A 24,097-nucleotide genomic window follows, 5' to 3' on the forward strand; every position below is an offset into this window, starting at 1 on the left:
AGATACTTTTTCAAAACCAATAACGATGAAACAATTCGTAGATGAAAACTTCTTGTTGAGTACTAAAACTGCGCAAACACTTTTTCATGATTATGCAGCTAAAATGCCAATCATCGATTACCATTGTCATTTGCCTCAACAACAGATTGCAGAAAATACTCAGTTTGAGAATATCAGTCAGGTATGGCTTAATGGAGACCATTATAAATGGCGAGCACTTCGTGCTAATGGGGTGGATGAGAGTTATATTACAGGAGATAAGTCTGATAGGGAGAAATTTCGTAAATGGGCTGAAACAGTTCCTTATACATTGAGAAACCCTTTGCATCATTGGACACACTTAGAATTGCAACGTTATTTTGATATTCATGAAGTTTTGAGTGGAAAAAATGCTGATAAGATTTATGATCAATGCCAGGAAAAACTACAAACCGAAGATTTTAGAGTTAGGGGATTGCTGAAAAAAATGAACGTGAAAACGGTTTGTACTACCGATGATCCAACAGATTCTCTTAATTTTCATCAACAATTAAAAGATGAAGGCTATGAGATTCCTGTTTTACCAGCTTTTCGACCAGATAACGCAATGAATTTGGATGATCTTAATAAATTTAATTTGTATGTAAAGAAACTTGAGTCTGTTTCAGATGTGTCAATTTCAAACTATACAGACTTTTTAAATGCATTGAAGAATAGGCATAATTTTTTTGCCAAGATGGGTTGCACAGTGTCTGACCATGGGTTAGAAGAGATTTATTGTGACGATTATACTCCAGAGGAAATTAAGGGCATTTTTGAAAAAGCAATTTCCCATAAAGAAATATCACCTTTAGAGCATCGCAAATTTAAATCAGCGATGTTAGTAGAGTTTGCCCAATGGGATGCTGAAAAAGGATGGGTACAGCAGTATCACTTAGGAGCTTTAAGAAATAATAATACCCGGATGTTGAGCCAATTGGGGGCAGATACAGGATGGGATTCAATTGGAGACTTCTCGCAAGCCAGAACATTATCTAGGTTTCTAAATAAACTAGACAGAGACAATAAGTTGACTAAAACCATATTATACAATCTTAATCCGAGTGATAATGAATTATTTGCTACAATGATCGGGAACTTTAACGACGGATCTGTAGCCGGGAAAATCCAATATGGTTCAGCTTGGTGGTTCCTTGATCAGAAAGATGGGATGACCAGACAAATTAATGCCTTATCGAATATGGGGTTGCTTAGTCATTTTGTTGGAATGCTGACAGATTCAAGAAGTTTCTTATCTTTCCCTCGTCATGAGTATTTCAGACGTCTCTTATGTGACTTGTTTGGTACTGAAATAGAAAACGGTGAGATACCAAATGATATTGAGTGGGTAGGTAAAATTATAGAGGATATTTCTTACAACAATGCTAATAAATACTTTGGATGGAACATATAAACGCTACTAAAGCCGCAGGCAATTATAGATGGACAATATGTGCTTTACTATTTGCAGCTACGACGATCAATTATTTAGATAGACAAGTTTTAAGTCTGCTTCATCCTATGTTGGAGGAAGAATTTAACTGGACAAATACTGATTATGCAAATATTACATCTGCATTTCAATTTGTGTATGCATTCTCAATGCTTTTTGCGGGACGTTTTATTGACCGCTTGGGAACAAAGTGGGGTTTTGCGATAGCAATTATTGTTTGGTCTTTTGCTGCAATTCTTCATGCGTATGCAATTCCATTAGGTGAAGGAATCGTATCTATTTTGGGTATTTTAGGAATAAGCGGTCTCTCGGTTTCTGTAATTGGATTTATTGCTGCTCGTTCTTTTTTGGGTATGGGAGAGTCTGGTAATTTTCCGGCAGCAATTAAAGCTACTGCCGAGTATTTTCCAAAGAAGGATCGCTCTTTGGCAACGGGTATATTTAATTCCGGATCGACCGTTGGAGCTATTATAGCTCCGCTAACTGTTCCATGGATGGCATTACATTGGGGATGGCAGAGTACATTTTTTGGTGTTGGTGCCGTTGGTTTTCTATGGTTAATTTTATGGTTTTGGTTCTATGAAAGACCAGAACGGCAGAAAAGGTTATCAGCTTCAGAATTAGCCTACATTCAAAGTGATACCGAAGTTGTTGAAGTATCTATAGCGGAGGAAGAAGATAAGGCTAAAAAAGTTCGTTGGACGAAGTTATTAACCTATCGGCAAACATGGGCATTTACGATCGGTAAATTTATGACCGATGGTGTATGGTGGTTTTTTCTGTTTTGGTTACCGTCTTATCTGAAGGCAGAGTATGGTATGATTGGCACCGACATTATGATTCCATTAGGAGTATTATATGGATTAACGATGTTTGGTAGTATTGGTGGTGGTTGGTTTCCAATGTATTATATCAAAAAAGGGTATAATGCATACGATGGCCGGATGAAAGCAATGCTTATTATCGCCTTCATTCCTTTATTGGTCTTATTAGCACAACCTTTAGGTCATATTAGCTATTGGGTTCCTGTAATTTTAATAGGAATTGGCGCTTCAGCACACCAGGCATGGTCTGCAAATATTTTTACTACTGTATCAGATATGTTCCCAAATATTACAGTTGGTTCAGTAGTTGGAATAGGTGGAATGGCGGGTGGTATAGGAGGGGTGGTAATGAGCAAAATGGCTGGGGCAATTTTTGACCATTATGCTGCAATAGATAATATTCATATGGGGTATTCCATTATGTTTGCAATATGTGCAGTTTCATATCTGTTTGCGTGGTTAATAATGAAAGCGTTAGTTCCAAAAATGAAGCTGGTTAATCTTGATGATTAAGTGAGATTGATGATAGGGCAGAATTGAAAGTTAGTCTGTAATAAACAATTTAGAAGTAGTAAGTTGACAATCCATTATTTTGTTTGCGTACTCTTCATTGCGTTTCCTTTTTATTCCGCCTTCTGCAAAATAATCCCATACTCCGGAATGATGCCATATATCCAAATGATCCCAATCTGGTCGGTCGATAATAGGATAGATGCATATACCCCAGAATGGGATATTTTTATCTAATACAATGTTACATTGCTCAGAAACGAAATGTATCCAGTTGGAGCGATGCTCTCCGCTATGGCTGGTTTCAGCTAGTATTATCGGGGAGTGATAACGTTGATAAACTTCTTCAATCAACGAATGTAAAGGCCGCCATCTCGGATCAGAATTCTCATTGGCCCATGGTAGAAAAATACCTTCAATGCTATTGTTGACCCATTGGTTATTATAATAAAAGTTTAAGCCAATAATGTCCACAAATTCAGGTGCACCACCTAGCTCCGGACAAATCTTTCCAGTTAACATGTCAAGTACTTGAAATTGATTCTCATGCGTGGCCTGTGCTAATTTAATTTGCTCTTCAGTTGCATTTAAATCTGGAACTATACTAACTAAAGGTTCAGTACTGAGTATTTTGAAATTAGGGTTTATATTTTTTAAACACTTAATGCCTTCGATATAAGCGTGCATAAGTTTATATTTCACGTTCCAGCCTTCTGTTTTGCAGAATGGAACGGTTCCAGCAGCTTCTCCTCCTAACCAGGATATGAAACTTACCTCATTGATGGGCGTTATGATAAGCTCCTTCTTTCCATAGTTTTCAATAAAAAAGTTAGCGAAAGCAGCACATAATCCTACAAATCGTTGAGTAAATTGAGGATGTAGGGGTGAAAGGTCGTCAGGATAACCGAAATGACATAAATCCCATAGTTGTTGAATGCCAAGTTGGTTACCTATGTCCATCATGTGTTGTACTGTATCAAAATTATAACAGAAAGGCTTTGTTTCTACAACGCTCCAACGAATCCCTTCTCTGACAGTATTAATATTTATCTGTTGAAGCATTGTGTAGTCAGATTTTAATTGGCCGATGTGATCTGTCTCCTTTAGCAAATCTACCCGGTTGCCGAAGCAATTAATTTTATCACTGCATTCAAAACCTCCCATCCAATAAGATAGAAATGGATTTTCCTTATAGCTCATAATTAGATTTTCGTTTTTATTTAGAACTGTTTTATTGACAAATTGTTTAAATCAAAAATCTTATATGGGAATTTTAAATACCGCTCTCGATTCTGCTTTTAGTAAAGGACCTATAATATCAGATTCAAATAGTTTAATTATCGGTAATTCGTTAATTTTAGTGCCTCATCCAGATGATGAGTCTTTAGCTTGCGGAGGTACGATTGCTCTATTAAGAAAAAATGGTTTTTTAGTATATCTGATCTTTATTACAGATGGTACGATGTCTCATCCCAACTCTAAAAAATATCCTGCAGAAAGATTGAGAGATTTACGTGAAGAAGAGGCAAGAAAAGCTTTAAATATATTAAATGTAAATGCAGAGGCGATTCAGTTTTTACGATTGCCAGATTCTAATATGAATAAATTAAATCCTGTCAATTTTGAGTATACTTCACGGCTACTTCAAGAATATATAATAAAAATACGGCCCACAACTATTTTTCTTCCATGGAGGAAAGATCCGCACCCAGATCATATAGCGACTTGGAATCTTGCAGTTAATGCCATAAAAGGTATTAATAAAGGTGTCTTTCAATCCAGAGTATTAGAATACCCAGTGTGGTTTTGGGAACGGACGGATGCTTCTCAATTAGCTCAGGAAAATGAAGTGAATTTATGGAAGGTGCAAATTAATGATGTGCTAATAAAGAAAAAGCATGCCATTTTACAGCATGCTTCTCAGTTAGGTCAAATTATTAATGATGATCCAACTGGTTTCACTTTATCAAATAAAATGTTAGAACATTTTTATCATAAGGAAGAGCTATTTTTTGAATATTACGATATGATCAGGAAGATTTAGAATGGATTGGCATTTCTATATTAGCAACATAAGATGTCAAATCTTTTAAGGCCTTTTCTATATCAACAGGTTCCCATTGTTGAAACCATTTTTTTCTTTCAAGTTCTTCCTCAGCTTTATCCCATAATTCCCCAAAATATTCAGAATCATCCAGCCATTTTTTAAGAATTGCCTCTTCAAAATGATACCGTAAAGCGTTCAAAGTATGTAAATAGTTTGATTTTTGCCCTTTCCAGTAGTTAAAAAGCAGCTTTTTGATTTCTATTCGCGAGATAATTGACTCAGCACATTCCACCGATTGTATCAGTTGCATGCTTCCTAAAGACTCAAACCAAGCTAATTGTTGAGATAAGCCTTTTTCTACTCTTCCTATTTTTCGAGCTGAGGTAATTACCTTTATATTTGGGCTTCTTCTGATTTTTGCATCTTTTAATTCCAGTGACTTTAAAAAAGCAACATCTTCTAGGCAAGAGACCCGAGGTAACCGTCCGGCTTTTTCATACATATGACATTTAATGGCAAAGTTTGCTCCAAAACATTGGAAGTGTGAAGGCCATGGGTTCCATGGTTTGGGATCAATAAGAGACTCCAATCGTACAATAAGGTTTTGATATTTTATATCGTTCAGGTGATACTGCCTGGTTATTGAGTCTTCTAAATTAGTAATAATTTCTCCACCAACAACATCACAGCCTTTCTTCATTTCTATTTCTATTTCATTGATCCAATGTTCATCAACCTGCGTATCACCATCAGTTGATGCTATGATTCCATTTCTATTTAATAAGGCAAATCGTGAATAAGCTATATCCATCAGGAAACGCCTTGCCGTTCCAATATTCGCGTCTTCTTTTGGAAAAGTAACTTCTTCTACCAGCAAATGAAATTCAGGATAGGTGCTTTGATATTCTTTTATATGAGAATAAGTATGATCCAGGCAATTATTAGCTAATATCAAGACTTCAAATAAATTTAAATTTAGAGGGTTGTTATCTCTGTTTTTTTGAAGCCTTAATGCCTCCAGACATTGAATAATTGTATCTTCTTCATCTTTAACAGGAATGATGACACAGATATTCAAATTAGGAGAAGGCTTAGTTCTAAATGACATGATCATTGAAATAAATCAAATAGATAACTCTATTAATGATTGAAGGTTTATCGATTAGGGTAAAAGACGTATATTTTTTTGCAGATAAGTATTTATACATGTGCTTGTGTTAAATACCCATTTTTACTAAATAGCGAAACGTTACATAGATATCGTTGTTGTCTTTTCAGTTAGAAATTAAAATAATGTTAATTTAAAAAATTATAAAATGGCAGCTGAAAAAAAAACATCGACCTCAAAAACAACAGGTTCGAAAGCAACAAATTCTAAAACAACCAATTCGAAAGCATCAGGCACAAAGTCTGACAGTAAACAATCATCAATTTCGCAACAGATGAAAGATTCAGAATTTCATCAGTTCTTTTTAGATGAATTAAAGGATATCTATTGGGCTGAAAAACACTTGGCAAAAGCGTTGCCTAAATTACAAAAGGCTGCAACAAGTAAAGAGTTGGCTCAGGCCTTTGAGAAACATACCCAAGAAACAGAAACTCATATTAAAACCATTGAAAAGGTTTTTGAACTTTTAGGAGAGAAAGCAACCGCTAAAAAATGCGATGCCATGGAGGGTCTAATTGAAGAGGCTAACTCTGTTATATCAGATACAGACAAAGGAACTGCAGTAAGAGATGCAGGTTTGATTCTTTCAGCTCAAAAAGCAGAGCATTACGAGATTGCTACCTATGGTACTTTGCGAACTTTTGCTGAAAAGATGGGACATGAGGAGGTGACTTCTTTATTGCAGCAAACATTAGATAATGAGAAGGAAACTGATGTTGCCTTAACAGAAATTGCTGTGAACTTTGTGAATGAAGAGGCCTCTGAAGAATAAGCAACTGCTTTTCTGATAGTAATTTAATTAAACACTAAATTTTAAAAATTATGTCTATTGCAACAAATACAGCTGAAGTGCTGAACGATCTTATTCAAATAAACAATGATCGAATAGAAGGGTATCAAAAAGCTATTGAACAGTTAGAAGTAACCGATACTGATCTTAGAAACCTTTTTACAAGTTTTATAACACAAAGTCAGGAACTGAAGTCTGCTTTACAGAATGAAGTTTCAACTTTAGGAGAAGAGGTGGAAATGGGCACAACAACTTCTGGTAAAATATATCGTGCCTGGATGGATATCAAGGCTGTTTTTACCGGTAACGACCGTCAAACTGCTTTGAATAACTGCGAGTTTGGAGAGGATGCTGCTCAAAAGGCTTACCGCACAGCTGAAGCAAGTGAAGAACTTCTTCCCAATGCCCGAATTTTAATCACCAACCAAAAAATGGAATTAAAATCGGCACATGATAAGGTTAAACTCTTAAGAGATAGTGAAAAAATTTAAGAGCTAGTTTTTTATTTTTAAAAAGGGGTAGTTAACATTTGTTAACTACCCCTTTTTTTGTTTATGGTAAAGAAGTAACAGTTTTATCAGGTATTTTTCTCATTACAAAATGGCTATTTATCTTGATTAAATGGCGTATATATCTCGAAACATTCATTCCTTTCAGCTGGTTGATCTTGCAGGCAGTTCATTCTGTTTGATCATAACTAAAATCAAAAATAAAATATGGAAAGTTTAACCGAAATATCACTCAAACACATTCTTTGCTTCTCGCATTTACGTTGGGACTTTGTATTTCAACGACCTCAGCATCTATTGAGCCGTTTTGCTAAAGATACAATGGTTTATTTTTTTGAAGAACCTGTTTTTGATGCTCCGAAAGAAAACTATCTTTCAATCTCAAAGAGGAGTGAAGGAATAAATGTTGTAGTGCCACATTTGATAGAAGGAGCAGTTCCACAGGCTGTTAATACAGCATTGACAATGTTGCTCGATAAATTTTTACTTGACGTGAAAATGGACGAATGGGCCTTTTGGTACTATACTCCAATGGCATACGCCTTCACTAATAAATATAAACCGAAAGTAATCATTTATGATTGCATGGATGAGCTTTCCGCTTTTAAGTTTGCTCCACCCGAATTAATAACTTTAGAAAGGATGCTGATAGAAAAGGCCGATTTAGTATTTACAGGAGGACATTCATTATACGCAGCTAAAAAACAATTACATTCAGCTATTTTTCCATTCCCAAGCAGTATCGAGAAAGAACATTTTGCGAAAGCTAAACAACAACAAGAACAACCAGCTGATCAGGCTAATATACCGGGTCCGAGAATTGGTTTCTTTGGAGTAATAGATGAACGATTTGATATCGAACTAATTAGAAATATAGCTCAAGAACGTCCCAACTGGCAACTAATTTTGATAGGCCCAGTAGTTAAAATTTCTGAAGATACTTTACCGAAAAATAGTAACATTTATTATTTAGGACAAAAGACATACAATGAGTTACCAGCATATTTGTCGGGTTGGGATATAGCCTTAATTCCTTTCGCACTTAATGAATCGACACGATATATCAGTCCGACTAAAACTCTTGAATATTTAGCTGCAGGAGTGCCGGTCGTTTCAACTCCGATCTTCGATGTTATTAATCCTTATGGTACCTCTAATCTGGTTCATATAAGTGGCAACTCTGAAGGCTTTATAAAAACCATTGAAAGTGAATTAGATAAACAGGATAAAGGTGAGTGGATAAGAAAGGTAGATGAATATATGAAAGATCTCTCCTGGGATAATACATATATGAGCATGTTAACTGAGATTAAAAAAGTTTTTCAAAATAAGAATTCTACATCAACCGTGAATAAAGAAGCTTATGTATGATTATATGATAGTAGGTGCCGGATTCGCAGGAAGCGTATTGGCGGAGCGTTTAGCACGAGTGGAAAATAAAAAAGTACTTATCATTGATAGAAGAAATCATATTGCCGGAAATGCTTATGATTATTACGATGAAGCCGGAATTTTGGTTCATAAATATGGGCCGCATATTTTTCATACAAATAGTAAAGATGTATTTGATTATCTATCACAGTTTACAGAATGGAGGAATTATCAGCATCGAGTGTTAGCTAGTGTTGATGGTCAATTACTGCCGATCCCAATCAATTTAAACACCATTAATAAAATGTATGGGTTGAATCTTAATAGTGATGAACTGACAGATTTTTTTAAGGAGCGTGCAGAGAAGAAGAAGGAGGTCTTGACTTCAGAAGATGTGGTTATAAATAGTATTGGACGTGAGTTATATGAGAAATTCTTTAAAGGGTATACTAAAAAGCAATGGAATCTCGATCCTTCCCAACTTAGTGCCTCTGTAATAGCCCGTATTCCTACGCGAACCAATAAAGATGATCGATATTTTACCGATACCTTTCAGGTAATGCCTCTGCATGGATATACCAAAATGTTTGAGAAAATGTTAGACCATCCGAATATCCATGTCATGTTGAATACAGATTATAAGGATGTTATGGGAGTGATCCCTTATAAAAAGCTAATATTTACTGGCCCTATTGATGAGTATTTTGATTTCCGCTTTGGAAAATTACCTTATCGCTCTATTGAATTTAAATTTGAAACTTTAGATCAGGAAAAATTTCAAGAAACTGGAACTATTAACTATCCCAACGATTACGGCTTTACAAGGATAACAGAGTTTAAGCATTTAAGTGGGCAGAAACATCATAAAACATCCATCGTTTATGAGTTTCCAAAGACAGATGGAGATCCTTATTATCCTATTCCAAGGCCTGAAAATGCAAGTATATACAAGCAATATCATCAACTGGCTCTGCAAATGAAAAACACTTATTTCGTGGGACGCTTGGCAACTTATAAATATTATAATATGGATCAGGTTGTGGCACAAGCCTTAGCTACTTTTAAACAAATTAGGGATAATGAAAGAGATGGTTCTAAGCCTTTAACAAATCATAGTGTTGTTTTAAACGGTAAAGATCTTTCAGCGATTTAAGGATAAGACTTGGCAAGTATCTGAGATTGTCATTGTATAAAACAAGAACGTGTTAAAATCGGGTAAAACGAGGTTCAAACAGGGGTCAAACAGGGACAATATGCGAGTCTTGCCCCTGTTTGGTCCCTGTTTGACCCCTATTTGGTCCCTGTTTAAGTAAATCGTGATAAAAACGATTCTCGGGTGATTTATTTCCAATTATTCAGACATTAACTACCAGGGAATTTCTCCTGTTTCGGAGTTCGTTTCTTCACTAATAAACTTTCCTGTCGGACCATCGGCATCGAGTACGGCGTATTTTACGATACGTTTGCCGGCATCCTCTACTGTTCCGGTTCCCCGGTGATCGTTAAAATCAGTTGCAATAAAGCCAGGGTCAACGGCATTGATTTTAAACGGAGTGCCTTTAAATTCGTAAGCCAGGTTAACAGTATACATATTAAGCGCTGTTTTTGAGGGGAGATAAGCAGCGCCTTTATGATTATAGTACAACCAGCTAGGGTCGCTATTCAATGTGAGTGATGCCATACTTGAACTTACATTTACGATGCATGGCTGTGGAGAATTGCTCAGCAAATCAATAAAGGCTTGGGTTACTCTTACGACTCCAAACAAATTAATATCGAACACATTTTTGAAAATAGAAACAGCTGTTTCGGTTGCTGTTTGCGGAAGGCCACCGCTGATACCGGCATTGTTAATTAATACATCGAGTACGTCGGTTTTTCTACCTATTTCTTTACGAGCAGCATTTACAGATTCTTGATCGCTTACATCTAATTGTATAGCTTCTACTTCGTTTAAGCCTTCAGCCTTCAGCTTTTCTACTGCTTTCTGGCCATTTTGAAAATTACGACTACCTAAATAAATATAATATCCCTTTTGTAATAGTTGACGAGCCGTTTCGAAGCCAATACTTTTATTGGCACCGGTAATTAATACTTTTTTCATGATTCTTTGTTTAATAATTTAAGTGTAGAGCAGTCTTCATGACCATTCTGCTAATTTTTATTAATACAAAGTTCTGACTAAACAGGATGTATAGTTAATGAGAATCAAACTAAAAAGTATGATTTTCAAACTTTTTGGATCCTGAAAGATTTAGGAACAAGACCGGTTAATCGTTTGAAGTAGTTGTTAAAGTAGGTAGGGTATTCAAAACCCAGGCTGTAGGCAATATCTGCAATACTCCAATCGGTATATTGCAAAAGGGCTTTTGCTTCTGCGGCGATGCGTTCGGCAATGTGTACAGAGGTGGGTTTACCTGTAATCTCCTTCACCGAGCGATTAAGATAGTTTACGTGTACGGAAAGTTTTTGTGCAAAGTCTTGGGCGGTTCTCAGCTTTAGCGGATAGTTGATGCTTTCTATTGGAAATTGTCGTTCCAATACATCCATAAATAAGGTGGTGATTTTTGTAGCTGCATTTTTTTGTTTCAACTCAATTTGTGATGGTTGAATTCTCAGTGCCTCATGAATAATGAGTTCTATGCAGCCTCTCAGTAACTCGTCTTTATAAGTATAATCGCCCTTATGCACAGATAACATCTTTTGATAAAGACCCGTTATAAACGTTGCCTGTTCACTGTTAAGAGGAATTGCAGGTATTTCGCCGTAGCGAAATAGTGGTGATTTTTGTAAAATTTCAGTGCGTTCCCTGCCTGTTATAAAGGTTTCTGTAAAAAGACAAGCATAACCTTTCTTTTTAGAATGCTGAACAACAGAGTGGGGTAGATGTGGGTTGGCGAAGAATAAGAAGGTGTCATTCATTTCAATTGTTTGATCACCGTAGCTAATTGTCATATTGCCTGTAACCAGAACTATTTTATAAAAGTCTCGTCTGCCGTGAGTATGCGGCGGACTCTCGATTTCTGAGATTTTATAGACTTTAAAGCCGTTCAATTTTAAAGCCGGATTAAGGGCTGGAACCGCAGATATAGTTTTGTTAGACATTTAGCAAATTAATCAAATCAAACTTTAAATACAAAACATAATTTGACAGTTTACTAATTAAGGGTATAATTTCTTAACAGAAGAGCATTTCATTTTGTATTTTGTAAGAATATAATGTGAGAAGAAAAATAATGGTGGAACATGATTTACGGAACATAAAATTATTTTAATGAAATCTGATAAAGACATTGAAAATGCTGATACTTTAGAAGAAAGCACTCTTCATCCTGATATTTTTTATAAAGTTGATATCGTGGTTATAGGGGCAGGACAGGCAGGATTGTCGGCAGCATATCATCTGAAAAGAGAGGGCGTAGAACCGGGAAAAGGTTTTGTGATATTAGATGATGAGTTTAGTCCGGGTGGAGCTTGGCAACATCGATGGGATTCGTTAACCTTAAGCAATGTAAATGGTATAAATGATTTGCCGGGAATGGGTTTTGCAGATGCCGTAAATATGGATGACAAGGAATTGCAAGCAAATATTGCAATACCGAGGTATTATGAAAAGTATGAAAACGCTTTTGAACTTCCTGTTATCCGTCCGATCAGGGTAAGTGAAGTTACGGAAAGAAATGGCCGATTTATTATTCGAACAAATGGAGTTCAATTCAGTGCTCGGGGGATAATCAATGCTACAGGTACATGGAAAACACCCCATTGTCCAAAATATCCCGGATGGGAAAAATTTAAGGGCATACAGCTTCATACGGGTGAGTATAAGCATGCTGAAGAATTTACCGGAAAACATGTTATCATTGTGGGAGGAGGGATTTCAGCAGTTCAACTGTTGGGTGAGATATCAAAGGTAACTCAAACCACTTGGGTGACTCGAACGGCTCCTGATTTTAGAAGGTATAAATTTACTCTGGAACTGGGGAGGGAGGCTGTTGCGATGGTGGAAAAAAGAGTACGGGAAGGTTTACCGCCAAAATCTGTAGTATCAGTTACCGGACTGCCAATCACTCCGGCTATTGAAGAAATGTTGATCAGTGGAGTAATGAATCGAAAGCCTATGTTCCAAGAAATTACCGAAACAGGTGTTCAATGGGAAGATGGAACAACACTTAGTGCCGATGTTATTTTTTGGAATACCGGTTTTCGGCATTCTTTGGACCATCTTGCTCCATTAAAGCTGATGAATGACAAGAATGGAATTACAATGTCCGGATCATTGGCGACACAGGTAGCAAGCGACCCAAGGATACATTTAACTGGATATGGCCCGTCAGCTTCTACTATTGGAGCTAATCGTGCCGGTCGGACAGCTGCCAGAGAGTTGATTGAGTTCCTTGAGTTGTAATAATACACTTATTTGCTAATATTGTTAGTGTAGTTGACGGAAGAGGGTTGATTATGAAAAGGATAACTACTTTTATGATATGGAAGAAAATTTAGATAATGTTGAAAACGAATTTGCATTTATTCTGTATCAACAACAACTACAGACTGCAGCAGCTACTGAAAGTTTAGCGGCTATGCTCTTAGACGATGAACAATTTAGAGCGTATAAAATGAAAAAACTTGAATTCATGCAGGAGAAAGCATTAAAAATTCAAGAGATTATAAAAAGTGATATAGAGGAATATTACAACAATTAGTTGGTTTATCATTTCTGAAGATGGTTTTATTCGAGAAATGAAACAATATAAAACAGAAAAGCGCTGTAATTTTTAATTACAGCGCTTTTTATGATTGTAAAGTTAGATGGGCCTTATAATTGTGGATATTTATTTGCACAATCAATGCACTGCAAAACTTCAATTTCTTCTATTGTGATACCTGTAAAATAGCCATCTTGACAACCGTCTTCAACATAACCGCAAGTAGAAATCATTCCGCTATTCTTGTTCTTCTCATATTGCATGTCGCTTTTATTACAAGACGCAATCAGTGATCCTGTTAGGATAGATAAAGACCCATAAAGTTTTTTTCATAAAAAAGTAATTTAAAGGTTAGTTCAAATAAGAACGCTGAGGTGTCAAGAATGCTACAAAAAACGGTACTTAAAAGCGAGAGCTTGGGATGGGGTTACTATTATCTTTCAGTAAGTGGACGGTTTTTTAATTAATGGCAAATTAAATAAAAATTTATTTTAATATTTAATTCATTCATCGTAATATTGCGATATAATTATGGGAATTACAAAGACAGAAATCTTCACTGAAGAGCAGAATCAACTTGCAACTTTGTTAAAAGCGATTGCGCATCCTGCACGAATTGCAATTCTGCAACAGATTATTTCTGCAAATGCTTGCATTTGTGGAGAACTAGTTGATGAATTAGGGCTTGCACAGGCCACAATCTCGCAGCATTTGAAAGAATTAAAGAATGCAGGCATTATTCAGGGTACGATTGAAGGAGTAAAAGTCTGTTATTGCATAGAACCAAAAACTTGGACATTATTGGAATCGTTGCTTGGCAGTTTTCTTGCCTCGTATAAAAACCCGGAAAGCTGTTGTTAGTTTTTTGAGGCAATTCATCATCGCAATAGTATTATTAATATCAATTATGAAGTTATCAGAAATTAAAACAATACTGGGAAAGGCTGAGACCGTAAATTTTCAGTTGGAGAACGGGACAAAAGTTCCTGAACATTTCCATGTTACTGAAGTAGGAATTATTACAAAAGACTTTATCGACTGTGGAGGTAAGGTTCGCCATGAAAAGGTGGCCAATTTCCAACTATGGAATGCAGACGATTATGAGCATCGTTTAAAAGCAGGAAAGTTATTGCACATCATTTCCTTATCAGAAAGAGTGTTGGGTATGGATGATTTGGAGATTGAAGTGGAATACCAATCGGGAACAGTTGGTAAATATGATCTTGGTTATGACGGTAATAGTTTTCTATTGATTGCTAAGCAGACTGCATGTTTGGCAAACGAAGCCTGTGGGGTTGAAGAAGCTCCAAGAAGAGCAATGGTAAATTTAGTGGCTTCAGCGAATAGTTGTACTCCGGATGGTGGATGTTGCTAGTTATGAAAAGAAGAATATTAGTACTCTGCACAGGAAACAGTTGCAGAAGCCAGATTGCTGAAGGTTACCTTCGATATTTTGCAGGAGATGAAGCAGAAGTTTTCAGTGCAGGAATAGAGACTCATGAGGTCAACCCAAGGGCTATAGAGATTATGAAACGGGATGGAATTGATATTTCTAAGCACACTTCGAATAATATAGATGATTATAGGGGTATTGACTTCGATTATGTGCTAACTGTTTGTGATAATGCTAAAGAGAATTGTCCGTATTTTCCGACTAGTGCCATAAAACTGCATTGTAATTTTCCTGATCCTGCGAAGGCACTAGGTTCTGATGAAGAAATTATGGAACAGTTTCGGCAGGTGAGGGAGTTGATACGAAAATATGCACAGAACTTTGTTAATGAGAATCTAAGACCTTAATATGAGTGCAAACAATTGTTCGCCAGTAATAGAAAGGAAAAAGCTCCGTTTTCTAGACCACTACCTTACTCTTTGGATATTTATAGCGATGATTATTGGTGTTGGCATAGGTTATTTTAATCCTTCTTCAGCGGTCTTTATTAATTCTTTCTCAAGTGGAACAACCAATATACCGCTTGCAATCGGGTTGATTTTGATGATGTATCCACCACTTGCAAAAGTCAAATATGAAAAGATGGGTGAGGTATTCAAGAATACCAAAGTGCTTGGAATATCATTGATACTAAATTGGGTAATCGGCCCACTGCTTATGTTCTTTTTGGCCATTATCTTTTTGAGAGATTATCCTGAATATATGGTAGGCTTGATTTTGATCGGACTTGCTCGTTGTATCGCAATGGTGGTGGTATGGAACGAACTGGCCGAAGGCAACCGTGAATACGCAGCCGGGCTAATAGCCTTGAACAGTATCTTTCAGGTACTTTTGTATAGTGTTTTTGCATACGTTTTTATTACCGTTTTGCCCCCATATTTCGGACTGAATAGTTTGGAAGTAAATATTACTATTGGCGAGATAGCAAAGAGTGTTGGGATTTATCTAGGTCTGCCTTTTGCGATGGGTATAATTTCCAGGTATCTCTTAATCAAACTAAAGGGTGAAGAATGGTTTCAGCATAGGTTTGTACCATTCATATCGCCGATTACTTTGATTGCTTTGCTTTTTACTATTGTAATTATGTTCAGCCTTAAAGGTAACTTGATTGTTCAGATTCCAACGGATGCAATACGAATTGCGATACCACTTTTCCTATATTTCTCCATTATGTTCTTAATCAGCTTTTTTGCTGGAAAATACTTTGGTGCCGATTATTCAAGAAGCACTTCTATAGCATTTACTGCAACTGGAAACAATTTTGAGCTCGCTATTGCAGTAGCTATTGGTGTTTTTGGTATCAATTCAGGTCAGGCATTTGCCGGTGTGATTGGTCCGTTAGTGGAAGTTCCTGCTTTAATAGCATTGGTCAACCTCGCTTTCTGGTTTCGGAAGAGATATTTTTCCGAGGATGGAGCTTTAGTAAAAAAACTTTGATCGGTCTGACTATTAAGCAGAACGATCAAAGTTTAAATAGGCTTTTTTATCTCTTATAATCGCCATTAAATAATCTCATAATCCCTAAAGGATTATCAGTTTTTAATTCATCTGGTAATAGATTCTCAGGGAAATTCTGATAACATACCGGACGTGTAAAACGATGAATAGCTGCTGTTCCAACTGATGTTGAACGGCTGTTGGTAGTCGCCGGAAATGGTCCACCATGCACCATAGCATGGCATACTTCAACACCAGTAGGGAAATCATTTATAATTAATCTGCCAACCTTTTGTTCTAAAACATCTATTAGGTCGGTATAATTATTTAAATCATTTTCGGTTCCAAAAAGCGTTGCTGTTAAATGACCTTTCATTTTCTTTGCCGACGTTAATAGTTCTTCTTTAGAATCTGCAACAACACTGATAGTTGATGGTCCGAAGTTTTCTTCTTCAAAATAATCTTTAGAAATAAAGCTTTTAGCCGTAGTTTCAAATAAATGGGCACTTCCTTTAAATCCCTCTGAGCTGAATTTTCCTTTGGCTACCAATTTTACGTCAAGCTTATTACTGGCTAAACTCTCAATTCCGTTATCAAATGCAGATTTAATGCCTTTGTTTAACATGACACCAGCTTCTGCTTCTTCAAAGTGTTTTGCTGTCAGTTTCTGAAAGTTTTGTAGGTTTTCGTCATTATTCAAAAACACCAAACCTGGATTTGTACAAAACTGCCCTGTCCCTAATGTTACGGAGTTTGTTAATCCTTTAGCAATCTCTTCTGAACGTGCTTTCAAAGCTTCAGGGAGAATAAAAACAGGATTTGTACTACCCATTTCTGAATACACAGGAATAGGTTCATCCCGGTTATTAGCTGCCTGAAAAATAGCTATGCCTCCTTTGGTAGATCCCGTAAAACCAATTGCTTTAATATGAGGATGGTTTACAATAGCCATACCCACTTCTATAGAACCGTGTACCATTGAAAAAACACCCTTTGGCATACCAGTTTTTTCCGCAGCTTTATTAATAGCCATAGCTATCATCTCACAAGTTCCCGGATGTGAAGGATGACCTTTTACAACAACGGGGCAACCACTTGCTAAGGCTGATGCAGTGTCTCCTCCGGCTACTGAAAAAGCGAGTGGAAAATTACTAGCTCCGAAAACGCCTACTGCGCCTAATGGCTTTTGCATATATCTGATATCAGCTCTAGGTAATGGTTGTCTATCTGGTAATGCAGGGTCTATTCTGGCATCAACCCAAGAGCCTTCACGCAGAACAGTTGCAAATAATTTTAATTGTCCCATGGTTCTGCCACGTTCACCGGTTATTCTTCCTATTGGTAAACCTGATTCTGCAGAGCAATATGTTATTAATTCATCTCCAAGATTTAGAATTTCATCAGCAATGGCGTCTAAAAACAACGCTTTTTCCTCTCCACTTTTCTTACGATATATAGCAAATGCTTCATGAGCTTTTAATGCTGCTTCATTTGTTTCATCTATGGTTGCTTCATAAAATGTTGTTTCTAATTCTGTAGCATCAGATGGGTTGATACCTTTGAATGTTGTTCTCCCATTTGATGAAAGCGATCCGGCTATATAATTTTTTCCTGTTAATATCATTTTGTAATTTTTATAATTTCTATTCTGTTTTATAATCCGACCATAACCATTTTAGTGCTTCTGGAAGTACACTTCCACCATGTTTTCCATTGTGGCCACCCGTTCCTGTTACAAATATATAATTATAAGATTTATACGCTAGGGATGAGGCCATTTGTTGGTTGGCAAGCCACCAATTTCCATGCTCATTATTTAGATCATTAGAACCATCCTGAAGATACACCTTGATATTCTTTTTCGGAGTTTTCCTAATCATGGCTTCGTAGTTGTGACCTCCGCGGATGTTTGTGAAACTTCCAAAATGGCTCATGACTTTAGAGAAATAATCGGGACGTTCCCAAGCCACCGTAAAGGCACAAATACCTCCGGAAGATAATCCGGCAATGGCTCTCATTTGCGGATTGGTGGTTATGTTATATGTTTTGCTTATTTCTGGTATTAGTTCTTCAATAAGGAACCGTGCATACGTATCATTTAAACTATCATATTCAATACTTCGGTTGCTAGCATCAAATGGATTTCCGGGTAACTCAGAACTTTTATGACCGGGGTTTATAAATAGTCCTATAGTAATGGGCATTTCTTTTTTATATATGAGGTTGTCAAATACGATAGGAACCCGAAAGTCACCTGTTTCATTAACGTAGGCAATGCCGTCTTGAAAAACCATTAAAGCGGCAGCTTCATTTGGATCATATTGTTCGGGAACATACAGATAATACTCCCTGATCGTGCCTTCCAATAGATTGCTTTTCCATACGAATTTGGTTACTGTCCCTCTAGGAACACCTTCATGCCGTTTAGAATCTTCACCAAGGCTGTATGTCTCAGTTTGTCCAAAACTTGCGTGAAAAGTTAGTATGCTCAAAAAGAAAAAAGCAACCTTTACTAGTGTCATTTTACATAATTAACTAAGGTACCTATAGAGTTTATTGAGATGTTAATTTCATCGCCACTTTTCAATGTAAAAGCGGTTGTTGGGACAATACCCGTACCGGTCATTAAGAAACTACCGTATTTAAAAGAACATTCTTTATAGAGGTATGAAACCAAATCTTCGAACTTACGTTTAATCTTATTTATTTCGATAACGCCTTCAAAAACCGTTTGTCCATTTCTATTGATTTTCATGGCGATTTCAGTATCTAAAGGAAGGGCTTCTTTTGTTAGATATATACATGGTCCTAAACCAGCACAGGCATCATATGTTTTAGCTTGTGGCAGGTATAAAGGGTTTTCTCCCTCGATACTTCTTGAACTCATGTCATTACCAATTGTATAACCAATTATTTTGCCAGAAGAGGTAATAGCTAATGTTAATTCCGGTTCTGGCACATCCCATGTAGAGTCTTTCCTAATGTTTACCTTTCCCCCGGATGGTACCGTTCTATTGACAGTTGCTTTAAAAAACAATTCTGGTCTGTCTGCATTGTAAACGCGCTCATAATAGTCGCCTCCGCCTGCATCTTTACTTTCTTCTTGTCTTCCTAATTTACTATTGAAATAGGTAACTCCACTTGCCCATAGTTCTTGGCTTTGCATAGGCACTAATAAATGAGCTGCTATAATATCTTCGGCATTATCAATGGTTGAACCTTGCTTAACAATATCTTGAACTTTGTCGTATAGATTGTCATTATTAAAGAAATCATCCCAATTGTCATTTACCAAATAAAATGATTTGTCGGATTGAATTAAGATCCCTTTCGTTGTATTGTAAATTCTCATTTACCCTAAGATTAAATATGTTAAAAATAATAAAATTGCTGCTGATACTCCTAAAACAGCAGTACCTAATGTATGAAATCGATAACCCGTTTTGACATCCATGCCCGAAAATTGGGTAACCACCCAAAAGAAACTATCATTGGCATGTGAAACTACAGCGGATCCAGCACCAATAGCAATAACAACCATGGCTTTGTGCATTTCAGTTTCAAAACCTAAGGTTCCCATCATGGGGGCTAATATGGAAGCTGTTGTTATCAAGGCTACTGTTGAGGAGCCTTGGGCCGTTTTTATAGAGGCTGCTAATAGGAAAGGTAACCAAATGTTGATATTGATTTGAGATAATGTATCTCCTAGGGTGACTGCTATTCCTGAATCGCGTAATACCTGACCAAAAATACCTCCTGCACCTGTAATTAATATAATTGAAGATGCTGATACTAATGCTTTTCCAATCCATCCATCTGTAGAAAACATTTCTGAGCTTAATTTCTTGGGGAGTATTAATGATAGAAAAGCTCCAATTAATAAAGCCATAAAAGGTTCTCCTAGAAATGCTAAAATTTTGATTCCCAGTGGGAATGTTTCAAAGTCTTCTGCTTTATAACCAAAAGTCGAGGACAATAATGATGCAATAACTATTAAAATAATGGGAACAAAAATGGGGATGACCGATTTGATTACACTGGGTTTAGATTTAAATTGGATGGCTATTTCTTCTTCAGAAATTTCGGGGTTGGGATCAATATAGGTTTTTGAAACATATTTCTTAATAAAAATAAGAGATATGGCCAATGCACCTAAACTGATGGGGATTCCCAATAGCATTACTAAGCCTAAATCTGCGCTTAAATAATAAGCTGCCGCTACGGGCCCAGGTGTTGGAGGAATTAAAACATGTGATGCTGTTAGGCCAAGTGCTAAAGCAATGGCAGCTCCAGCTAAAGAAATCCCTGCTTTTTTCGATAAACTTTTATTTAATGGTGACAGTAACATAAAGCCACTATCAGCAAAAACTGGTATAGAAACGAACCACCCAATTAGACCCATGGCTAAGGGGATCTTTTTCTTTCCGGTGAATTTCAATACTTTTTCTGCCAGGGTATAGGCACCTCCAGAATTCTCTAAAAAAGCTCCTATAATAACACCCAGAATGATAATCATTCCAATACCACCTAATGTATTTCCAAAGCCGCTATTTACAGACTTAATAATTTGATTTAACGGCATTCCTACAACGACACCATACAGAATAGCTACTAAAAGTAGTACTACAAATGGGTGGATTTTTAGCTTAGAGGTAAGGTATACAATCAGTAATACGCTGATTAATAAATAGATGATTTCCATGTGTTATTTCAGTAGTTTATAATTGGTTAGCTTTTAGATTAATGCAGATCTCTATCAACTTTAGAGCCCGAACCCCCTACAAGGACATCTAAGTCAGCCCCTAATTCGGCACCTTCCACATGATCTAAATAGATACGTACATAACCTCTAGTAGCCATGGGTTCGGGTGCTTTCCAAGCTAGTTTTCGTTTTGCTATTTCTTCATCAGAAATGTTAAGTTGTAATAATCTTTTTTCAACATCTAAGGTAATCGTGTCGCCATTTTGTACAATAGCAAGAGTTCCTCCAATCGAAGATTCTGGTGATATATGAAGAACTACAGTTCCGTAGGCTGTTCCACTCATTCGGCCATCAGAGATACGGACCATATCTTTCACTCCTTTCATAATCAGTTTTTCTGGTAAATCCACGTTACCAACTTCTGGCATTCCCGGATAACCTTTTGGTCCTACGCCTTTTAGTACTATGACACTATTCTCGTCAATGTCTAAATTAGGGTCATCAATTCTATGATGATAGTCTTCCATACTTTCAAAAACGACCGCTTTACCCGTATGGCTCAATAAATGCTTTGTTGCAGCAGAAGGTTTAATGACGGCGCCATTTTCGCATAAATTTCCTTTTAAAACAGCAATCCCCGCATGCTCTTGTAAAGGTTTATCTATTTTGGCAATAACTTCATCATTATAACATATAGCCTTAGCATAATTCTCTCTGAAAGTTTTTCCATTAGCAGTTTGAATATCCTGATGTAATAAATCACCTAATTCTTTCATGACCACAGGTAAGCCTCCGGCATAAAAGAAATCTTCCATCAAGTATTTTCCGGAAGGCATTAGATTTACTAATAATGGGATTTGGCTTCCAATGCTATCAAAATCTTCCAGTTTAAGATCAACACCTATTCGGCGGGCGATGGCAATTAAATGAATGATTAGATTGGTAGAACCACCAACGGCTGCATTGGTTACTATGGCATTTTCAAATGCTTTTCTGGTAAGAATTTTAGACATGGTTAAATCTTCTTTTACCATATCAACTATGCGACGACCAGATAATTGTTGCATTACCTTTTTACGGGAATCCGCTGCAGGAATGGATGAAAAACCTGGTAAGGTAAGTCCTAAAGCTTCACACATGGTTGCCATGGTTGAAGCTGTTCCCATCGTGTTACAATGTCCTATACTTCTGGCTGCACAAATCTCGGCCTCTTGCATCGCTTCGGCGTCAAAATCTTGCGTTTTTTGTTTTTCTTTAATCATCCAGTTAAAGGATCCGGAACCAATGGTTTCGCCTCTAAACCTTCCATTTAACATAGGACCTCCGGGTACGACAATGGTTGGTAAATCAACACTGCATGCACCCATAACTGTTGATGGCGTTGTTTTATCACAACCGGTTAAAAGAACAATACCATCCAGTGGGTTAGCTCTAATCGACTCCTCTGTGTCCATACTTGCGAGGTTGCGAAACAGCATCGTTGTTGGTCGCATGATAGTTTCTCCCAATGACATTACAGGAAACTCCATAGGGAAACCACCCGCTTCAAGAATGCCGCGTTTTACCACCTCAGCTACATCACGTAAATGACCATTACAGGGTGTTAGATCGGACCATGTATTACAAATACCAATTACCGGTTTGCCCTCAAAGTAATCATTTGGATAGCCTTGGTTTCTTAACCAAGACCTGTGTACAAAGCCCATTTTATCATTTCCACCAAACCATTCTTGGCTTCTCAGTTTTTTATCTTTACTCATTGTTGTTATAAATTGTGATATTATTAATGCTAACGTTGGCACTAAATTAATGATAAATATTTGGAATATTTAAAACAGCTTCTAAAGCTAGTTTTGGTTGTTTATTTCTATCGTATAATAAAGGATAGTTCGTTCGTCCGGAAAGAGGGTAATTGTTTTTCCAAGACATTCCATCGTGTAAGCCCCATAGTGTAACTCTATCTATCTTATCTCTTTTTCTATAGAAAATTTCAAATAATTCTGCGTATCTATTTGCTAAAGCTTTTTGTTGCTCTAGAGGAAGCCCGTCTGCATAAGGATCTAGGAATGTTTTAAATTCCTCTAATTGATATTGTGGATGTGCTAACCCGGTACCAATAATTTGTCCTTCTTTAGTTAATGGCAGAACATCTACATCCAGTTCGGTTATCATAACCTTTAACCCTAGCGAAGAAAAGGAATCTATGGCGGCCTCAATGTATTCTGTTTTAGGGTAATTCAAGCCCCAATGTCCTTGAATTCCTATACCATCAATTCTAATATTTTCTTTCTGTAGGAGTCTTACAAAGCGCATAATGCCATCTCTTTTTTCTGGTCTCCACGCATTGAAATCGTTATAGTACAATTCGGTATTTGGCGCATATTCACTAGCGAATTTAAAAGCATTCCTGACTAATTCGTCCCCGTCTCCAATGCTTTTTACCCAAGCTGTTTCGCTTCGGTAAGAGCCATCATTGTCAATAATTTCATTTACGACATCCCAGGCATCAACTTTGCCAGCATATCTGCCTGCAACTGTTTCAATATGTTTACGCATTTGTTCGATTTGCGCTTCCGGTGAATTAGGATTTCCAGCTTCATCTTTAAAAAACCAATCCGGAGTTTGGTTGTGCCAAATCAAGGTATGTCCTATAATAAAAAGATTGTTTTTTTGACCAAAAGCGACAAATTCATCAGCTGCTTTAAAATTATATACACCAGGTTCTGGATTTACAACTTCAGCTTTCATGGAGTTCTCCGGTGTAATGCTATTAAATTGTTGAAGAATGATGCTTTGAGACAAAGAATCAGCGCCTGATGGAACTTGTGTATTAACTGCAACACCTACTAAAAAAGCATCTTTATAGACCTCTTTTAAACTTGATTGAACTTCCTTTTTCTTTTCAGGAGAAGAACAGCTCATTAACATTGAAAATGAAATAGCCATTCCTAATCCTAACACGGATGTAGAGATTTTCATATTATTTACATGGTTGGTTTTATAAAATTTAATTGGTTCGTAAATATATAAAAATAAAAATTTAAACAAAGAGGGGGGGCGTTCTGTAATAATATTCAGTAGGTGTAGCGAGACTTTTACCTTTATA

24 protein-coding genes are annotated in these 24,097 nt (G+C 36.7%); 13 read left to right on the top strand and 11 right to left on the bottom strand.

The annotated features are described in order from the left end of the window. The first annotated feature begins 25 nt into the window (after positions 1 to 25). On the top strand, positions 26 to 1,432 hold the full coding sequence (gene uxaC / locus VL047_RS04885; protein WP_325358978.1) for a glucuronate isomerase: 1,407 nt from the start codon (positions 26 to 28) through the stop codon (positions 1,430 to 1,432). After that, a complete protein-coding gene (locus tag VL047_RS04890; RefSeq protein WP_325358979.1) occupies positions 1,420 to 2,808 on the top strand; it encodes an MFS transporter in 1,389 nt (462 codons plus the stop codon). Before uxaC ends, VL047_RS04890 begins: the two co-directional genes overlap by 13 nt. A gap of 30 nt (positions 2,809 to 2,838) precedes the next feature. Here the strand turns inward: VL047_RS04890 and VL047_RS04895 are convergent, their stop codons facing one another. After that, positions 2,839 to 4,005 carry a family 1 glycosylhydrolase gene (locus VL047_RS04895; RefSeq protein ID WP_325358980.1) on the bottom strand — a complete coding sequence of 389 codons (1,167 nt, stop codon included), beginning with the start codon at positions 4,003 to 4,005 and terminating at the stop codon, positions 2,839 to 2,841. A 64-nt stretch (positions 4,006 to 4,069) separates the two neighbouring features. Here VL047_RS04895 and VL047_RS04900 point away from each other — a divergent pair, with 64 nt between their 5' ends. After that, positions 4,070 to 4,849 carry a PIG-L family deacetylase gene (locus tag VL047_RS04900; protein ID WP_325358981.1) on the top strand — a complete coding sequence of 260 codons (780 nt, stop codon included), beginning with the start codon at positions 4,070 to 4,072 and terminating at the stop codon, positions 4,847 to 4,849. Here the strand turns inward: VL047_RS04900 and VL047_RS04905 are convergent. Continuing rightward, complete coding sequence (locus VL047_RS04905; RefSeq protein ID WP_325358982.1) at positions 4,836 to 5,960, bottom strand: glycosyltransferase family A protein; 1,125 nt, start codon at positions 5,958 to 5,960, stop codon at positions 4,836 to 4,838. The two genes, VL047_RS04900 and VL047_RS04905, sit on opposite strands and share 14 nt — an antisense overlap. Before the next feature lie 334 nt (positions 5,961 to 6,294). On the opposite strand from VL047_RS04905, the gene VL047_RS04910 reads away from it, so the two are divergent. From VL047_RS04910 to glf, 4 genes are all read left to right on the top strand, one after another. After that, the gene (locus tag VL047_RS04910) at positions 6,295 to 6,792 is read left to right on the top strand and encodes a ferritin-like domain-containing protein (RefSeq protein WP_325359543.1); all 498 of its coding nucleotides are present in this window, start codon (positions 6,295 to 6,297) and stop codon (positions 6,790 to 6,792) included. A gap of 50 nt (positions 6,793 to 6,842) precedes the next feature. Next, positions 6,843 to 7,301: a PA2169 family four-helix-bundle protein gene (locus tag VL047_RS04915; protein ID WP_325358983.1), complete on the top strand. Its 459-nt coding sequence runs from the start codon at positions 6,843 to 6,845 to the stop codon at positions 7,299 to 7,301. A 225-nt stretch (positions 7,302 to 7,526) separates the two neighbouring features. Continuing rightward, positions 7,527 to 8,690 (top strand): glycosyltransferase family 1 protein, encoded by a 1,164-nt coding sequence (locus VL047_RS04920; RefSeq protein ID WP_325358984.1) that lies wholly within the window; start codon positions 7,527 to 7,529, stop codon positions 8,688 to 8,690. Next, positions 8,683 to 9,843 (top strand): UDP-galactopyranose mutase, encoded by a 1,161-nt coding sequence (gene glf / locus VL047_RS04925; protein ID WP_325358985.1) that lies wholly within the window; start codon positions 8,683 to 8,685, stop codon positions 9,841 to 9,843. The genes VL047_RS04920 and glf overlap by 8 nt, the downstream gene beginning before the upstream one ends. A gap of 213 nt (positions 9,844 to 10,056) precedes the next feature. Here glf and VL047_RS04930 read toward each other — a convergent pair whose 3' ends face one another. Together VL047_RS04930 and VL047_RS04935 are read right to left on the bottom strand one after the other, a co-directional pair. Then, complete coding sequence (locus tag VL047_RS04930) at positions 10,057 to 10,794, bottom strand: SDR family oxidoreductase (protein WP_325358986.1); 738 nt, start codon at positions 10,792 to 10,794, stop codon at positions 10,057 to 10,059. Between the two features lie 125 nt (positions 10,795 to 10,919). Next, positions 10,920 to 11,795 (bottom strand): helix-turn-helix transcriptional regulator, encoded by an 876-nt coding sequence (locus VL047_RS04935; protein ID WP_325358987.1) that lies wholly within the window; start codon positions 11,793 to 11,795, stop codon positions 10,920 to 10,922. 169 nt (positions 11,796 to 11,964) lie between these two features. Here VL047_RS04935 and VL047_RS04940 point away from each other — a divergent pair, with 169 nt between their 5' ends. Beyond that, positions 11,965 to 13,098 (top strand): NAD(P)-binding domain-containing protein, encoded by a 1,134-nt coding sequence (locus tag VL047_RS04940; RefSeq protein ID WP_325358988.1) that lies wholly within the window; start codon positions 11,965 to 11,967, stop codon positions 13,096 to 13,098. 79 nt (positions 13,099 to 13,177) lie between these two features. Then, complete coding sequence (locus VL047_RS04945) at positions 13,178 to 13,396, top strand: hypothetical protein (protein WP_325358989.1); 219 nt, start codon at positions 13,178 to 13,180, stop codon at positions 13,394 to 13,396. Positions 13,397 to 13,509: 113 nt separating this feature from the next. On the opposite strand, the gene VL047_RS04950 is transcribed toward VL047_RS04945, so the two are convergent. Further along, positions 13,510 to 13,662 carry a hypothetical protein gene (locus tag VL047_RS04950; protein WP_325358990.1) on the bottom strand — a complete coding sequence of 51 codons (153 nt, stop codon included), beginning with the start codon at positions 13,660 to 13,662 and terminating at the stop codon, positions 13,510 to 13,512. A gap of 268 nt (positions 13,663 to 13,930) precedes the next feature. Between VL047_RS04950 and VL047_RS04955 the strand changes: the two genes are divergently transcribed. Genes VL047_RS04955 through arsB form a run of 4 tightly spaced genes read left to right on the top strand, consistent with a single transcriptional unit; the run spans position 13,931 to position 16,289 of the window. Beyond that, the gene (locus VL047_RS04955; RefSeq protein WP_325358991.1) at positions 13,931 to 14,260 is read left to right on the top strand and encodes a metalloregulator ArsR/SmtB family transcription factor; all 330 of its coding nucleotides are present in this window, start codon (positions 13,931 to 13,933) and stop codon (positions 14,258 to 14,260) included. A gap of 46 nt (positions 14,261 to 14,306) precedes the next feature. Further along, the gene (locus tag VL047_RS04960) at positions 14,307 to 14,774 is read left to right on the top strand and encodes a DUF6428 family protein (RefSeq protein WP_325358992.1); all 468 of its coding nucleotides are present in this window, start codon (positions 14,307 to 14,309) and stop codon (positions 14,772 to 14,774) included. A 2-nt stretch (positions 14,775 to 14,776) separates the two neighbouring features. Next, a complete protein-coding gene (locus tag VL047_RS04965) occupies positions 14,777 to 15,199 on the top strand; it encodes an arsenate reductase ArsC (protein ID WP_325358993.1) in 423 nt (140 codons plus the stop codon). 1 nt (position 15,200) lies between these two features. Further along, positions 15,201 to 16,289, top strand: a complete 1,089-nt coding sequence (gene arsB, locus VL047_RS04970) for an ACR3 family arsenite efflux transporter (RefSeq protein WP_325358994.1) — start codon at positions 15,201 to 15,203, stop codon at positions 16,287 to 16,289. A 46-nt stretch (positions 16,290 to 16,335) separates the two neighbouring features. Here the strand turns inward: arsB and VL047_RS04975 are convergent, their stop codons facing one another. From VL047_RS04975 to VL047_RS05000, 6 genes are read right to left on the bottom strand one after another with little or no spacing between them, the layout of a single operon-like run. Then, on the bottom strand, positions 16,336 to 17,913 hold the full coding sequence (locus VL047_RS04975; protein ID WP_325358995.1) for an aldehyde dehydrogenase (NADP(+)): 1,578 nt from the start codon (positions 17,911 to 17,913) through the stop codon (positions 16,336 to 16,338). Positions 17,914 to 17,932: 19 nt separating this feature from the next. Beyond that, positions 17,933 to 18,811, bottom strand: coding sequence for an alpha/beta hydrolase (locus VL047_RS04980; RefSeq protein ID WP_325358996.1), 879 nt, complete (start codon positions 18,809 to 18,811; stop codon positions 17,933 to 17,935). Further along, positions 18,808 to 19,641: a fumarylacetoacetate hydrolase family protein gene (locus tag VL047_RS04985; RefSeq protein WP_325358997.1), complete on the bottom strand. Its 834-nt coding sequence runs from the start codon at positions 19,639 to 19,641 to the stop codon at positions 18,808 to 18,810. Before VL047_RS04985 ends, VL047_RS04980 begins: the two co-directional genes overlap by 4 nt. Next, a complete protein-coding gene (locus VL047_RS04990) occupies positions 19,642 to 20,991 on the bottom strand; it encodes a GntP family permease (RefSeq protein ID WP_325358998.1) in 1,350 nt (449 codons plus the stop codon). Between the two features lie 38 nt (positions 20,992 to 21,029). Further along, positions 21,030 to 22,751 carry an IlvD/Edd family dehydratase gene (locus tag VL047_RS04995; RefSeq protein ID WP_325358999.1) on the bottom strand — a complete coding sequence of 574 codons (1,722 nt, stop codon included), beginning with the start codon at positions 22,749 to 22,751 and terminating at the stop codon, positions 21,030 to 21,032. A gap of 46 nt (positions 22,752 to 22,797) precedes the next feature. After that, on the bottom strand, positions 22,798 to 23,970 hold the full coding sequence (locus VL047_RS05000; protein ID WP_325359000.1) for an endo-1,4-beta-xylanase: 1,173 nt from the start codon (positions 23,968 to 23,970) through the stop codon (positions 22,798 to 22,800). Positions 23,971 to 24,097: the final 127 nt, after the last annotated feature.

The sequence above is a fragment of the Albibacterium sp. genome (assembly GCF_035514885.1).
Lineage (GTDB): Bacteria > Bacteroidota > Bacteroidia > Sphingobacteriales > Sphingobacteriaceae > Albibacterium.